Origin of the sequence: Acinetobacter sp. CIP 101966 (genome assembly GCF_000369725.1) — a bacterium.
Taxonomy (GTDB): domain Bacteria; phylum Pseudomonadota; class Gammaproteobacteria; order Pseudomonadales; family Moraxellaceae; genus Acinetobacter; species Acinetobacter lwoffii_Q.
This window is the reverse complement of the sequence record NZ_KB850160.1, coordinates 504,122-518,308: the sequence shown is the minus strand read 5'-3', so window position 1 is coordinate 518,308 and position 14,187 is coordinate 504,122. Positions and strand designations below refer to the sequence as shown.

Genomic DNA, 14,187 nt, shown 5'->3' with positions numbered 1-14,187 from the left:
GTAAATCACGGCAAATAAAAAAGCCCCGCGGGGCTTTTCGTATTTTAATCAATGATCGTGCTTGTGATCATGGTTATGCTTGTTGGCATGAAACTCTTCATTGTGACGGAAACGCAAATAGTTTTCGAACTGTTCACAGTATTCATCATAGTTATCTTCCAGCATCATTTGAAATTGCTGCAAGATATAAGACATGACCTGATCTTTGGCATCACGCATTTCATTGCCATCTTTAAAGTTATTCGCTGCCACCCAGGTATTGAAACGGGCAGTACCAAATAACATCGCCGCACTGACTTGACCGCGCTTATCGCTCGGTTTTTCCTGTGAACCTTTTTCTACGCGACAAAACTCGTTGGCTTGTTGAATAAATTCATCAGCACGTTCAAAGAATGCCGCATTTAACGCTTCTTCTTCGGTTACATCGGTTGCTTCAATCTTTTGAACCATGAATTTGTTCCTAACACTAAAATCTCAATCGTTAATTATAGGCAAAGCCTTGCAGAAACTAAACCTTTGCCTTAATCTAAAAAATAGCCTAAGCATATAAAAGTGAATGCCATGCAGGATGCGATTGCAGTACAAAGCCTAAAAAGTGATATTGCCTTATTGCGCCAGAATATTTGGCCACCGGCAAATCTAGCCAATGTTGAAGGCTTGCCGATTTATTATGGCAGCCAGTCACAGGTAGATGAATACTATAGCCAGTGGCTCGGGCTGATTGAAAGGGCACAGGATCTGTTTCAGCCTTTTATGGAAGATGAAATCTTGGATGCGATCCATCTGCCGAGTCATTTAAACTTGCCGCTGTTTTATTTTCATGTTGACCGGATTCGCATTAATAAAACCCGCGCCAAGGAATCCAAAACTTTTCGTGGGGTCGCCAGCCTGATCGAAAAATGCGGCCAGTTCGAACCCGAGCAGATTGCAGCCATGCGGCAGTGGCTTGATAGTGACGATACTGCAGCTTTGGTGGCACACCGTGAATTTGTGGATTTACGCACTTATGTGTTTCAGCATGGCCAGAGCGAATATACGCGCACCCGTTTTTATGTGAATGGGATTGTGCTGAGTGTTGAGCCACATTTTGAACTGGTCGATGCACGCGATAAGCCACGCAAGCAACGCAGCGACAGTTATAACGATCCTCTGGCAGACAATAATATCTGGAAAGTATTCGGCAAATATCGCTAGCACAGTTTGACCAAGCCCGGTCTTACCAGAAGGGCTTAGTATTTTCTGCAAACTGCTGTAAACGCTCTGCTGCTTCGTTCGACAAACGCTGCTGTTCCGCACTTATCCAGCCTAGCACAAACCAGGCCTTGGCCTGTTGTTTGACATAAGGTCTAAATAATTCGTCTGCAACAAATAGGTCGTTATAATGCCCAAGGCTTTCTTGCAAGGGTTTTAAGGCTTTTAAATAAGCTTTAACCTCTTTTTCAGGAAACAGGCTTTGCAAGAATTCTACGTTATAGCGTAAGCGTTTGACCCGTTTGCGTGTCCGATGCCGGGATTCAATATCCAGTTCTTGATAGTTCTCGGCATCCTGACAGATTTGCTGGTGCAGCTTGCTCAGGCCTTTACACAAAATCTTATGTGAAGACTTGGCTTTGTTATCCGTTTTTTCTTGGCTAAAGCTGAACAGTTGCAGCATTAGTTCTACGGTAGCAGGACTTCTGAACAGCACACTGATATCTGGCTGTTTTTGTCGGTGTGGGGGTAATTTCAGTAAGGGGGAACCTGCTTTTTCCAGTTGTGGAATCAGGCTTTCTGCCAAGGCATCGCGATCTCGGGTAGAACCCAGTTGCTGAAAAATATCCCGCAGCTGTTCCGGCCATTCTGGCTGCACATGCTCGGTCACGGACTGGAAAATTTTAAATGCGCTGCGCAAACGCCGAATCGCGACACGTGCCTGATGCACATGATCACTATTATAATTTTCGGCAGCAATCGCCATCGCATTTGGGAAAAGATGAGCCAAACAATTGACGACAATCTTTTGCAAAATCGTAATGATCTGATCTTTCTGTTCAAGCACTAAGGGAAGCTGATGCTGAACCGGCAGATTCTCTTCACCATGTAATAAGGCATAACCGCGTTCGGATTTACTCCGTGTATCCAGCCACAAAGCATAACGCTGAACCCAGGGCTGAATGAAATCAATCAATTCACTCAGCTGGCCGGATTTAAGCTCAAATTCGACTTCATAAATATCGATGGCTTGATCATTGTGTCGAATTTCTCCGACATCAAAGGCAATTTCAATCTTACTGTCCAGATGACTTTCTGTGAGTACATACCGTACGACATCTGTTTCAAATTGCAGAATAAGCGGTGTCTCCAGATCACCGAGCGCCTGTTTCAGGATTTTTTTGGCCGGTTTATGTTTGCGATATAACTGAAAATCACAATGTTCCGGAGGACTTTTTAATTCATGCTCAAGTTCAAAACGTTCAAATTGTTGTTCAGTCGCTGCTTTCAGGGTTTGAATCCATTGCTGGCCTTCCAGACGTTGCCGCAGGGCAATCTGATGTTGTTGTAATTGTTGCGCTTCAGTATCAAAGTAGCGTGCACACAGACGATGCCGAGTCGGCTGAAGTTTCTGGATGTCCTGTTCAAATTGCACACGAGACTGTGGCGGAATCTGGAATTTGAGTTCTATTTCTGCCATCGGGTCATTCCTCCGCGATGTTGGTTTTATAGATTAATATAGCCCAAAGATCGGCAGGGGTGTGATGTGCTTCTGCAACAAAAAAGCACGCCAGAGAAGGCGTGCTTTGAGTTTTTCTTGTGATATTTATTTCAATATTTTTATTTCAGGAATTTACGACTGACCAAGAACTGTTCGGTCGCTTCAAGCAGTTTCTGCGCATAGACTTCCTGCTTGGCGGTCAGCCAGCCCAGCACAAACCAGTCACTTGCTTCCAGCTCGGTCTGCTGAATATAAACTGCAGAAGAGGCCAAAGTTTGATATTCACTGGCTGCCAGTTGAGCATCGTTCAGCGCTTTGCTGTATTTCTGCAAATTTTTGACATCATAGATCGTGGTTAAAATCGGAAAGCTGAATTTGAGCTCCTGAATCCGGCCCGACAATTGATCCAGACTTTCAAAATCAGTGATATCGGTCTGGTTCATTTGTTCCTGCAAAGCTTTATATTGCTGTTGCAAGGTAGTTTGAGCAGCAGTTTTCAAGTCCAGCGAGGCATGCTCATTTTCATTTAAACTGAACATCAGTAATTCCAGATAATGATGCACATTCTGGGTAGATTTGACCAGATTACCGAGTTTCTCCTGCGCATACAGAATATCTTTGCTCAGGTTTTCTGCCGTGGTGGGATTTTGCAGGAAGCCGGCCAAGCTGTTTTGCATATGCTGTAAATGTTGCAAATGTTCAAATTGCTGCTTAAAGGCCGCCAGTTGATGTGCCCATTTGTCCGAAAGCTGTGGATGCCAGTCTTTGAACAGCAGCAAGGTCAGATATAAGTGATCCAGTGCCAGTCGTGCCTGATCAATATGTTCCTGCTCTGCTACCTGAGCTGCAATCGCCGCGATATTCGGCAATAAATGCTGCATCTGCTGTGCAATCAGACTGCACATGGTTTTACTGGCGCTGTCTTTTTTGCTGATCTGAAATTCTTTGCTAAGGGTCGCAGGACTGACGCGCTGTGAAGTGGCCAATAAATTGCCTATTTCGGCCTTACTACGTACATCGAGCCAGAGCTGGTATTTCTTGACCCATTCAAAACTGAAGGCCAGCAGATGTTGAATTGAACCATTTTTTAGTTCGAACTCGACTTCATGTACTTCTTGCTCAGCATCCTGTGTGCGGATCTGTCCAATATCCAGGCTGACTTCGATCTGGGTATCTTCATAGTCAATCACTCTTAACGTACGGGCAATATCGGTTTCAAACTGGAGTTGGAGCTGGTTGAACTGATTGCTGAGCGCATTGCTGAGAATTGCCCCGGCTTCTGGAAATTTTTTATAAATATCTAAATCCAGTTCAGGAGATGCGGTTAATTCCCCTAGATCATGATTATGTTCAAAGCGTTCGATGTGGCTTTTCCCGGCCGCTTTTAGTGTTTGCACCCAACGTGTACCTTCCAGACGCTGACGCAGTGCCACCCCATGCCGGGCCAGTTGACGGTCGGTAGTATCATAATATTTGGCTTGAAGCTGGATCTGTTGAGACTTTTTCGGATCAAGTGCCTTGAGCAGCGCAGTGCGTCGTGCCACAGGAATTTGGAACTTGAGTTCAACTTCAACCATGATGATCATCCTATCTGTTCAGTGCAATTAAGTACTGAATCTTCACTTGAATAAGGTTTTAAAATGAGGCGGACAGCAGCCGCAATTATATTTTTAGATTTGTGCGCAGCAGATTGTAACCAAAATCAAAATGCATGTAAGACTTGACTGAGCATAAAAAGCTTAAACAGAAGTTTGAAACTTAGATTTCATCGGTTCATTTTAGGCTAAAACGATCGGATTCAGGCCTTCATGGGGATGTGCAAGATGCATTGAAGCGCGCATCAAAAGGCTGTTATTTGGCTAAAATATACGCTAAGGTAAAACAAAAAACGTCAGGATGATGACAGATGAATGTACAAGTACAACCAGAAAGTAAGAATGAGGTGATGGTTCAGCCCCAGATGCCGATTAAGAACTATCATGAATTTTATCGCTTCTATTTGACTGAGCATCGGCATATTATTAGCCGCCGTCTGCACGTGGCCGGCAGTAGCATCGGTTTATACTGTTTTGCCAAAGCCATTCGTCAAGGCAAGCCGCGATATTTTGCATATGGTTTACTCTCGGGCTATGCCTGTGCCTGGGTCGGTCATTTTATCTTTGAGCGCAATAAACCAGCCAGCTTCAAACAGCCTGTATATAGCTTTATCTCGGACTGGCGCATGTTTGCCGATGTCCTGCGTGGTAATATCAGTCTGATCGACCTTAAATACGATAAAATTTCCAGTTAAGCCAGAATGACTTTTATCGGAATGTGCCCACTTAAAGCATGAAATTTCGATAAAAGCCTTGCAAGTCTAGAATTATTATTCTAATAATTATGGTATTGCAGATTAGGTTTTTTGATCAACCATTATATTTTAATTAATACATCAGTTTTCCAAGCCTGGAGCGACCTTCTCCGGGCTTTTTTTATGCCTGTTTGCTACCAATAAATGTTCAAGATTTTGCTCATGCTATTGTGTAAATATTCATAGAAGAATTCATGTGGATTTGTGCTGAAAGTAAAAGATCCTTTCTGGCTTTGAAAGGTTTCCCCACAAACGAATGACTCAAAACCAGAAAGGATCGGGTATTACCAACACAGGTATTTATTTTTCTGTTTATTTTCTGTGTCTAAGGCTATTTAAGACGCTTCGTGCCGATTGGGCTATCCCTGAAAATGGGTATTTTTAATATTAATTAATTTGAGTACGCTTGAGCCAGGCGAAAAAAAGACAAAAAAATCGCTCTTAGAATTTTGCAACTTCTCCACCAAGTTATCTGCAAAATCCTAAAAGCGTTTGTCGGAGGGCGTAAGCATTAACACGTTATAATTATTGTTATAAGGCCATTAAAACGCAGATTTGAAAGTCCGTATATCCCTGAAAATGGTGATATTTACGATTTAATTGATAAATTGTGCTAAAAAACTGCAAATCTGTTGCTACCTGGTCTCAGAAACAGCAAGATGGCGGCAATTAAACCGAGTTATGCCTATAATAGAGCCATCCTAGCAAGTGGCGAGCAAGATGCGCGGTTTATATTTAATTACCAATGATGATCCATTAGAGCTTTTATTGGCGAAGTTGGAAGGTGCAATGGCCAATGGTGGTGTTGCGGTCTTGCAATATCGCCGTAAAAAAGTGGCGAAAGAAGATCAAATTTACGAAATCGAGTATATGAAAGCCATGTGTGCTGAATATGCTGTACCTTTCGTGATTAATGATGATCTGGAAATGGCGGTTAAATACGGCGTGGGTGTGCATTTAGGCCAGGATGATGGTTCGATTGTCGACGCTGTTGCGCGTTTGCCTAAAGGCGTGTTGATTGGCCGTAGCTGTAATAACTCACTTGAGCTGGCTGAACAGGCCATTGCCGATGGTGCGAATTATGTGGCATTTGGAGCAATTTATGCTACTGATAGTAAACCTGAAGCGGGTAATATTGGTCTTGAAACCTTAAAACTGGCCAAAGAGAAATTGAATGTACCTTTATGTGCCATTGGTGGTTTAACGGTTGAAAATTCCAAGGATGTCATTGAGTCAGGTGCGGATTATTGCGCGGTGATTAGTGATATATTGGGACTTCCTATGAATGCCATTCCTGAACGTTTAGATGAATGGTCTGCGCTTTTTCAAGCTACAGCATAAAATTTTTTGATTGATTTAATTTTGAGTCGAGTGCCTTCATGAGCTTATCTCCAAAGCAAGAACAATTGTTCAAACAAGCCAATAAACATATCCCGGGTGGCGTCAATTCACCTGTACGCGCATTTAATAGTGTCGGTGGGACGCCGGTCTTTATCGAAAAAGCCCAAGGTGCGTATCTGTATGATGTCGATGGCAAACGTTATGTGGACTATGTAGGTTCATGGGGGCCGATGATTTTGGGTCATGCGCATCCAGCGATTATTAAAGCGGTTCAGGATGCCGCAGTAGACGGTTTGAGCTTTGGTGCGCCCACAGTTCATGAAACCACACTGGCAGACATTATCTGCGAGATCATGCCATCGATTGAGCTGGTTCGTATGACCAACTCAGGTACAGAAGCGACCATGACCGCGATTCGTTTAGCGCGTGGTTATACTGGCCGTGACAAGATTGTAAAATTTGAAGGCTGTTACCACGGTCACTCGGATTCATTATTGGTAAAAGCAGGTTCTGGTTTATTGACCAGTGGTGAAGGAGAAGCGACGTCTGCAGGCGTGCCGGCAGATTTTGCTAAACATACGCTGACACTTCCGTATAACGATATTGCGACTTTAAAAGAATGTTTTGCCAAATTTGGTTCAGAAATTGCCGGCGTGATTGTTGAGCCAGTCGCAGGCAACATGAACCTGGTGAAACCGATTGACGGTTTCCTGCAAGCGATTCGTGATGTCTGTGATGAGCATGGTTCAGTGTTTATTATTGATGAAGTGATGACAGGTTTTCGTGTTGGACTGGGTGGCGCGCAAGCACATTACGGCGTAACTCCGGATTTAACCACATTGGGTAAAATCATCGGTGCAGGCCTGCCAGTGGGTGCATTCGGTGGGAAACGTGAAGTGATGGAATGTATTGCACCATTGGGTAAGGTATACCAAGCAGGTACATTGTCAGGTAATCCGCTGGCAATGCGTGCCGGAATTGAGATGTTTAAACATCTACGTGCTGAAGGTTTCTATGAGAAATTGTCTGCGCAACTTGAGAAACTGCTGGTTGGCTTGCAAGCTGCTGCGGATGAAGCCGGTATTCCGTTTAAGACGCAACAAGTCGGTGGTATGTTTGGTCTTTACTTTACCGATCAGGAAGATATCACCAGTTTTGACTCTATGCTGAAATGTGATGTCGATGCGTTCCGTAAATTCTTCCATGGCATGTTAAATCGTGGCGTAAACCTTGCACCATCTGCTTTTGAAGCCGGCTTTATTTCAGCTGCGCATAGTGATGAAGATATTGCTTACACGATTCGAGCGGCTAAAGAAACTTTTGCTGAGATGAAAGGATAATTCGACCTCTCCCTGACCCTCTCCTAAAAGGCATAGGTATCTACACATCTATGAGATACCTAATGCCATTGTGGCTATCTCATTGAGTTCATCTATTGAATATTCCGAGAGCAGTTGAAGAGTGTTCAGTAAAATCGAAAGCCCTGCCAATAAGGCAGGTGCACTTTCCAACCTACCTCTTTTCTGCTGCCGACCTGAAAGACGGGTGAGAAATACACGAATTTTCTGATGGTGTTCATCTTCAGAACGCTGGATTCGCCAAGTTAAAACACAAGCCATACAGCTAATCAGTAACCGCCTTAAAATGGCTTCAGGTCTGGTCTGAAGCCATGCTTCAATATCATGACCTGCCTGCTTGAGCAGCTTGAAATAGCATTCAATTGTCCAGCGCCAGTAATACCAGGTCGTCATCTCTACCGTAGTAATCTCTGATGGAACATTGCTGATTAGTGACCATCTTGCGACGGTCTTATCCTGATCATCTTTCACTACGGCAACAATTAATCTGGCTTCAATCGCACTCCCTGGCTGGGGAGCAACCCGTTGGCCTGAATCGTCATTTCTCTTCGGTTTTGCTGCACGTGTTATCCGGATAGCAGTTTCTCCCACATGCAACATATGCCGGTTTCCTTTATAGGCAATCGGCTGGACCTGCTGCGTTTCTACTCGTTCTGCGGCTTCTGCAACTTTGCATGTTTTGCCCTGATGCTCAATTCGATGGCCTTCTTTCGCCCGAATCAGCCATTTAAAACCCTGGCTGCTCATTTCCCTTAGGTGGGCAATGGAGTCACCTTCACGATCAATGATATGAACACATGTTTTCTCAATGGGATATTGTTCAATCACTTTGATTTGTTCGGTAAGTGAATCTAGATGAGATTTGCGCCCAGCAGAGTGTTGACTGAATGTGGAATAGCAGCCTGAGGCATCTGATAGTGTCTGCGCCAGTGGCGCAATAGGTAGTCCCGAGGCTGCATCAACCAGCAGACTGCTTTGCAATTCATAGCCTGAATCATATTGATGGGTTCTTTGCAGGCGCTGAATTTTATGATGGTGTTTCACATACTGTAGCTGAGACCAGTCATGAACAATCAATGCATATTGATGCGGTGATGCCTTGATCTGTTCACATGCAAGATGTTCAATTGGCTGGTTTAACTGACTAAAAGAGATTTTGTCATTATTCAGGAATCGCCAGACCGCTTGTGTGGTTGCGAAACTCGACTTTTGGGCAGAAGCCAGGTCTTTGATTGCCGGAGCAAGTGAAGCAAGAGGGTTCATATTGAGCTTTACAAGGCTGTTATAGCGCTTGACAAGACGCTGATCCAGGCCAGAGATGTTAAATTGAAGAGCATGCTCTTCAATTTAACGCAAAGTTCAGGAATTGTGTAGATACCTATGCCTAAAAGGAGAGGGAATATAAGCCCGAGTGATCGGGCTTATTTCATTCTTTGGATTAGACATCATAAGATTTGAAATTGATAAATTAAAGGATGAGATAGATCAATGAAAACCAAACATTATTTGACTTTAAGCGATGCTGAATTTTTATTAGATCAAGCCCATCAATATGCCATTCAGAACAGTTTTAATGTCAGTATTGCTGTGGTGGATGAAACGGGTCATTTGCTTGCGATGAAGCGTATGGATGGTGCAGCACCGATGACTGCAAATCTGGCCGTCGAAAAAGCCAAATGTTCTGCAATGAGTCGCCGTCCATCCAAGTTGTTTGAAGATATTATTAAAAGTTTAGAGGGGCTGGTTGTCCATTATTTTGTCTAGGATCAGTGTAGAGGTTAGAACTTACCATTTTTCTAGATCTACGCTAGCATAGGTATATATTCGCATAGATTAGAAAAATCCTCTCCCATGCTTTACCCCATGCCCAAAAAAATCCAACTTGCCCTATCTCAAGCCAAATGGCAATTGTCATCCTCTAAATCCGTTTTGGTTTTAGTCGGATTGCAAAACTTGCGTATGCAGCAGGGGATACAAGACAGTTCACTGATGGCAAATTTGATCCAAGTAACCAATAAAGCCAAAGCACTGGATATTCCCATTGTTGATCTATATGGTGATGACCTGATGCAAGGCATGCAGCAATTGGGAGAATATGCCTCAACGCATCCGCAACTAATTTTTGCCGGTCAGGTCACGCCAATGCTGAAACAGATTTTGCCGCATCTGATGAGTGTGACGGATCAAATCGGTGTGGTTGATGATGCGATTTTATTGTCAAATCAAGATCAGCATATTCAGTGGATTGAAAATATTTCGGCACAGGGGATACATCACTTAAATACCTATAGCCTGACTCGCTTATGGGAGTTAAGCGCACCTTCCGAATATGTATTGTCGACCAAAGGTATTATGTTGGCTATCGCAGAACAGCTGGATATGGATGCCTTGGAAATTGATCCCTATGTCGACCTAAAAAATTATGGTCTGGATTCAGTAGCGATGGTGAGTCTGGTTGGTGTATGGCGTGCGCATGGTGCCAATATCCGTTATGAAGATGTGCTAAAGCATCCGTCTTTGCATAAATTGGCAAGCTTTATTTTACAATCCTTAGGTTGATGTGCTGCGATTGAGCATTTTTATGCGCTAAATCGGAAATTTCATCGTCATTTACATAAATGCGCATTGTAATTCTTGGCTAAGCTTTCTATCATTGCCGCCTTGTTTTTCGCGATCAGCCTGGGATTGAACTTTGAGTAATTTTCTAACCGAACATCTGATACATCGTGATGACGATTTCATGGTCATCCACAAACCTGCAGGTTTACTCACAGTTCCCGGTAAAACAGAAGACTTACAAGATTGCCTGATCAACCGTCTGGTCAAACTCGAACCCAAAACTTTACTAATTCATCGACTAGATCGCGATACATCCGGCATTTTGGCCTTTGGTCTGAGCAAATGGGGACAAAAAACTATTTCCCGCCAGTTTCAGGAACGCCAGACCGATAAAACCTATCAGGCTGTGGTCGCCGGTACACTCGAAGGTGAAGGCACGATTGATGTGCCAGTCGTGTATGATCCAAGTCGTCCGCCTTTACATATCGCAGATCCCGCACATAATAAGCCGGCCATCACGCATTGGCAGGCGATTGAACATTTTAATATTCAGGGACAGCCTGTGACCCGGGTGAAACTGATCCCAATTACCGGCCGTTCACATCAGCTACGGGTGCATATGCAATATCTCGAACATCCGATTATTGGCGATACCTTATATGCGACACCCGAACAGCAACAGCTCAGCTCACGTCTATGTTTACACGCGGAACGTTTGAGTTTTTATCATCCTCAAACAGAGCAGTTGGTCGAATTTTATTGTCCGGCGCCGTTCTAGGAAATACTTCTTTAATCGGCGTGAATTATGCTCACTTTTTAGTGGGCTTTATGTCAAAATACATTGCTTGAAGGTGTGGAATTTTGCTCCAATGACGTTTCGTGATTGAGCCTAATATTCATAATCTTGTACTTAAGATAAAGGTGGAAAAATTGCAGCAATTTGCTATTGGTCAACGTTGGTTATCAGATACTGAAACAGAACTCGGTTTAGGCGTTCTTATTGATGTTGATGAGCGGTCGGTCAGCATTTTATTCCCGAAAAGCGATGAAACCCGCGTCTATGCACGCAGCAATGCACCCTTATCTCGTATCGTATTTAATGTGAAAGATGAATTACAGGATCAGGAAGGCACCCAGTGGATTGTAGAATCCGTTGAAGACCGCAATGGCGTGGTACGTTATCATGTCGTTCGTACTCTGGAAGAGGGAACTGAAGAACGTAAATCGCTGAATGAAACCCGTATTGGTGCGACTATCCAGCTGTCTAAGCCTTTAGATCGTTTATTGGCCAGTCAGGTTGATTATAAAGAATGGTATGACCTGCGTATTGAAGCACTGCTGATGCAGGCCAATATGCAAAGCAGTCCACTGCGTGGTCTGGTGGGTTCACGTGTCGGCCTGATTCCGCATCAGCTGTATATTGCACATGAAGTCGGTCAGCGTTTTGCACCGCGTGTATTACTGGCCGATGAAGTGGGTCTGGGTAAAACCATCGAAGCGGGTCTGATCATCCATCAACAACTCAAAACCGGCCGTTCTGAACGCATCCTGATTTTAGTACCGGATTCACTGCAATATCAGTGGATGATCGAGATGCGTCGTCGTTTTAATCTTGAGTTTTCGCTGTTTGACTTGACCCGTACTGCATCGATCAAAGAACATGATCCTGAACAAAACCCGTTCTTGACCGAACAAAAAATTATTGCCTCTGTCGATTTGATGGTCGACCATGAAGATTTGCGTGAACAGGCACTAGAAGCCGGTTTCGACTTGCTGGTGGTCGATGAAGCACATCATTTGATGTGGAGTGAAGAAGATGGCGGTAATGACCGTTATGATCTGGTCGAAGAACTGGCTGAACATACGCCGGGCGTGTTGTTATTGACGGCGACACCTGAACAGCTCGGTGTGGAAAGTCACTTTGCACGCCTACGTTTGCTTGATCCGCAACGTTTTAACTCGCTGGATCGTTTCCTCGATGAAGAAGCGCAATATCAGCATACGGCTAAAATTGCAGAAGTGCTGATGTCAGATCTGCCGCTAGAAGCTGAGCATCTTACTGCGATTGAGGCCTTGTTAGGTCATCCGATTGAAGATCATCCTGAACAGCGTTTCCGTGCGATTCACGAACTTTTAGACCGTCATGGTACAGGCCGTATTCTGTTCCGCAATACGCGTGAAGCAATTCAGGGCTTCCCGGGACGTGACTGTCAGCCCGCACCATTACCGGCACCAGAACACTGGTCTAAAGACGGTAAATTACGTGAGCAAATGTGGCCTGAAGAAGCCCAGCTAGATGGCTCGTGGATGGAAGCCGATCCACGCGTGATGTGGCTGATGGAGCGTTTGCGTACCGATTTAAAACACAAGAAAGTCTTACTGATTGCACGTAGCGGTCCAGTGGTTGAAGCGCTGGAAAATGTACTGCGTTTACATGCCGGTATTCGTACGGCGATGTTCCATGAAGGCATGAGCTTGTTAGAACGTGACCAGGCCGCAGCTTATTTTGCTGAAGATTCGTATGGCGCGCAGATTCTTCTTTGTTCGGAAATCGGTTCAGAAGGACGTAACTTCCAGTTTGCCTCTGATCTGATTCTGTTTGACCTACCTGCGAACCCGGACGTGTTGGAACAGCGTATTGGTCGTCTGGATCGTATCGGTCAGGAAAACCGCATTCAGATTCATGTGCCTTATCTGGTGGGAACTGCACAAGAACGTATGTTCCGCTGGTATAACGAAGCGCTGAATATCTTCAGCAATATTTCTCCAGCTGCACAAACCTTGCAAGAAAATTTTATTGTTCGCTTGAAAGACTGTCTATTGGCAGACAAAGGTCAAGAGTTTGAAGACCTGCTGGAAGAAGTTAGCGTGCAACGTGAAGCGCTGGAAGCTGAATTGCAGGAAGGTAGAGACCGTTTGCTTGAGTACAACTCTTGCCGTCCGGTGGTGGCACAGGAAATTGTCAACGCGCTTGAAGACTATGATGACAATACCACTTTGCCGATTTTCATGAAGCGCTTTATGGCGTCTACGAATATCGACTTTGACGAGCAAAGTAACGGTACAGTGATCATCAAGCCAACCGATCAAATGCAGGTTCAAGGTTTGACGTTGGATGAAGAAGGGATTACAGCGACTTTCTATCGTGATCAGGCACAAATCCGCGAAGATGCGCAATACCTGACACTGGAACATCCATTCACTGAAAGTGTGATGGAAATGATCAATACGCAAGGCTTTGGTAGCACTAACGTTGCGGTACTAAAATCTGCAGCACTGCCACAGGGTTCGGTATTACTTGAAGTATGGTTCAAGGTCGATGTGGTGGCTCCGAAAGCATTGAACTTGCCGTCTAGCTTGCCGCAACAGTTAATCCGTGTCTTGCTCAGTGAAAAAGGCCAGGATCTTTCCCAGAAGATTGCACCAGAAATCCTGAAGCCTTATCTACATCATTTGGATGGCAATAGTTGCCGTCAGGTGGTGAAAGCACGTCGTGATGTGATTGAAGCGCGTTATCAGCAGGCACTTGAACTGGCACGCAGTGCATTGCCTGGCTTCAAGCAGCAAGCCAAAGAAGTCTATGGCAATAAATGGCAATATGAAATTGATCGCCTGACCTATCTGAAACAGTTCAATCCAAGTATCCGTGAAGATGAAATTGCACGTTTACAAAAGTTGCAGAAAGAAGGTTTAAGCCTGCTGGATGGTCTATCGGTAACACCGGAAGCAATTCAGGTGATGGTCGTGGTCAAGCCTTAAGCTTTAAATCATTAAAAAATGCAGCTTTCGGGCTGCTTTTTTTATGGGCAAAATCCGGGTTTATTATTTTTTTGTCGGAGAATGCTGGCCTGTTATTTTTCTCCTGTTTAAAATTGGCCTATTGAATA

The 14,187-nt window shown here is 44.3% G+C and carries 11 protein-coding genes and 1 pseudogene; 8 read left to right on the top strand and 4 right to left on the bottom strand.

The genetic code is table 11. The features are described from left to right. Window positions 1–48: 48 nt before the first annotated feature. A complete protein-coding gene (locus tag F891_RS08450) occupies window positions 49–450 on the bottom strand; it encodes a DUF3144 domain-containing protein (RefSeq protein WP_004280011.1) in 402 nt (133 codons plus the stop codon). Between the two features lie 111 nt (window positions 451–561). On the opposite strand from F891_RS08450, the gene F891_RS08445 reads away from it, so the two are divergent. Then, the gene (locus F891_RS08445; RefSeq protein WP_004729916.1) at window positions 562–1,194 is read left to right on the top strand and encodes a hypothetical protein; all 633 of its coding nucleotides are present in this window, start codon (window positions 562–564) and stop codon (window positions 1,192–1,194) included. Between the two features lie 22 nt (window positions 1,195–1,216). Here the strand turns inward: F891_RS08445 and F891_RS08440 are convergent, their stop codons facing one another. Both F891_RS08440 and F891_RS08435 read right to left on the bottom strand, forming a co-directional pair. Continuing rightward, window positions 1,217–2,671 (bottom strand): CYTH and CHAD domain-containing protein, encoded by a 1,455-nt coding sequence (locus F891_RS08440; RefSeq protein ID WP_004729914.1) that lies wholly within the window; start codon window positions 2,669–2,671, stop codon window positions 1,217–1,219. A 140-nt stretch (window positions 2,672–2,811) separates the two neighbouring features. After that, a complete protein-coding gene (locus F891_RS08435) occupies window positions 2,812–4,269 on the bottom strand; it encodes a CYTH domain-containing protein (protein WP_004729913.1) in 1,458 nt (485 codons plus the stop codon). Window positions 4,270–4,598: 329 nt separating this feature from the next. On the opposite strand from F891_RS08435, the gene F891_RS08430 reads away from it, so the two are divergent. The 3 genes from F891_RS08430 (at window position 4,599) to hemL (ending at window position 7,723) form a co-directional block, all read left to right on the top strand. Further along, the gene (locus tag F891_RS08430) at window positions 4,599–4,982 is read left to right on the top strand and encodes an Mpo1-like protein (RefSeq protein ID WP_005104473.1); all 384 of its coding nucleotides are present in this window, start codon (window positions 4,599–4,601) and stop codon (window positions 4,980–4,982) included. Window positions 4,983–5,762: 780 nt separating this feature from the next. Continuing rightward, on the top strand, window positions 5,763–6,383 hold the full coding sequence (gene thiE, locus F891_RS08425) for a thiamine phosphate synthase (RefSeq protein ID WP_004729909.1): 621 nt from the start codon (window positions 5,763–5,765) through the stop codon (window positions 6,381–6,383). A 38-nt stretch (window positions 6,384–6,421) separates the two neighbouring features. Then, window positions 6,422–7,723, top strand: a complete 1,302-nt coding sequence (gene hemL / locus F891_RS08420; protein ID WP_004729908.1) for a glutamate-1-semialdehyde 2,1-aminomutase — start codon at window positions 6,422–6,424, stop codon at window positions 7,721–7,723. 48 nt (window positions 7,724–7,771) lie between these two features. Here hemL and F891_RS08415 read toward each other — a convergent pair whose 3' ends face one another. Beyond that, window positions 7,772–9,004, bottom strand: a complete 1,233-nt coding sequence (locus F891_RS08415; RefSeq protein WP_004730312.1) for a transposase — start codon at window positions 9,002–9,004, stop codon at window positions 7,772–7,774. A gap of 225 nt (window positions 9,005–9,229) precedes the next feature. Here F891_RS08415 and F891_RS08410 point away from each other — a divergent pair. The 4 genes and pseudogenes from F891_RS08410 to rapA all read left to right on the top strand — a co-directional run. Then, window positions 9,230–9,469 (top strand): annotated as a pseudogene (locus tag F891_RS08410) (GlcG/HbpS family heme-binding protein); the annotation flags it as partial. Window positions 9,470–9,592: 123 nt separating this feature from the next. Beyond that, window positions 9,593–10,300, top strand: a complete 708-nt coding sequence (locus tag F891_RS08405; RefSeq protein WP_034439404.1) for a phosphopantetheine-binding protein — start codon at window positions 9,593–9,595, stop codon at window positions 10,298–10,300. A 133-nt stretch (window positions 10,301–10,433) separates the two neighbouring features. Continuing rightward, window positions 10,434–11,078, top strand: coding sequence for an RluA family pseudouridine synthase (locus F891_RS08400; protein WP_034439401.1), 645 nt, complete (start codon window positions 10,434–10,436; stop codon window positions 11,076–11,078). A 143-nt stretch (window positions 11,079–11,221) separates the two neighbouring features. After that, complete coding sequence (gene rapA / locus F891_RS08395; protein ID WP_034439398.1) at window positions 11,222–14,059, top strand: RNA polymerase-associated protein RapA; 2,838 nt, start codon at window positions 11,222–11,224, stop codon at window positions 14,057–14,059. Window positions 14,060–14,187: the final 128 nt, after the last annotated feature.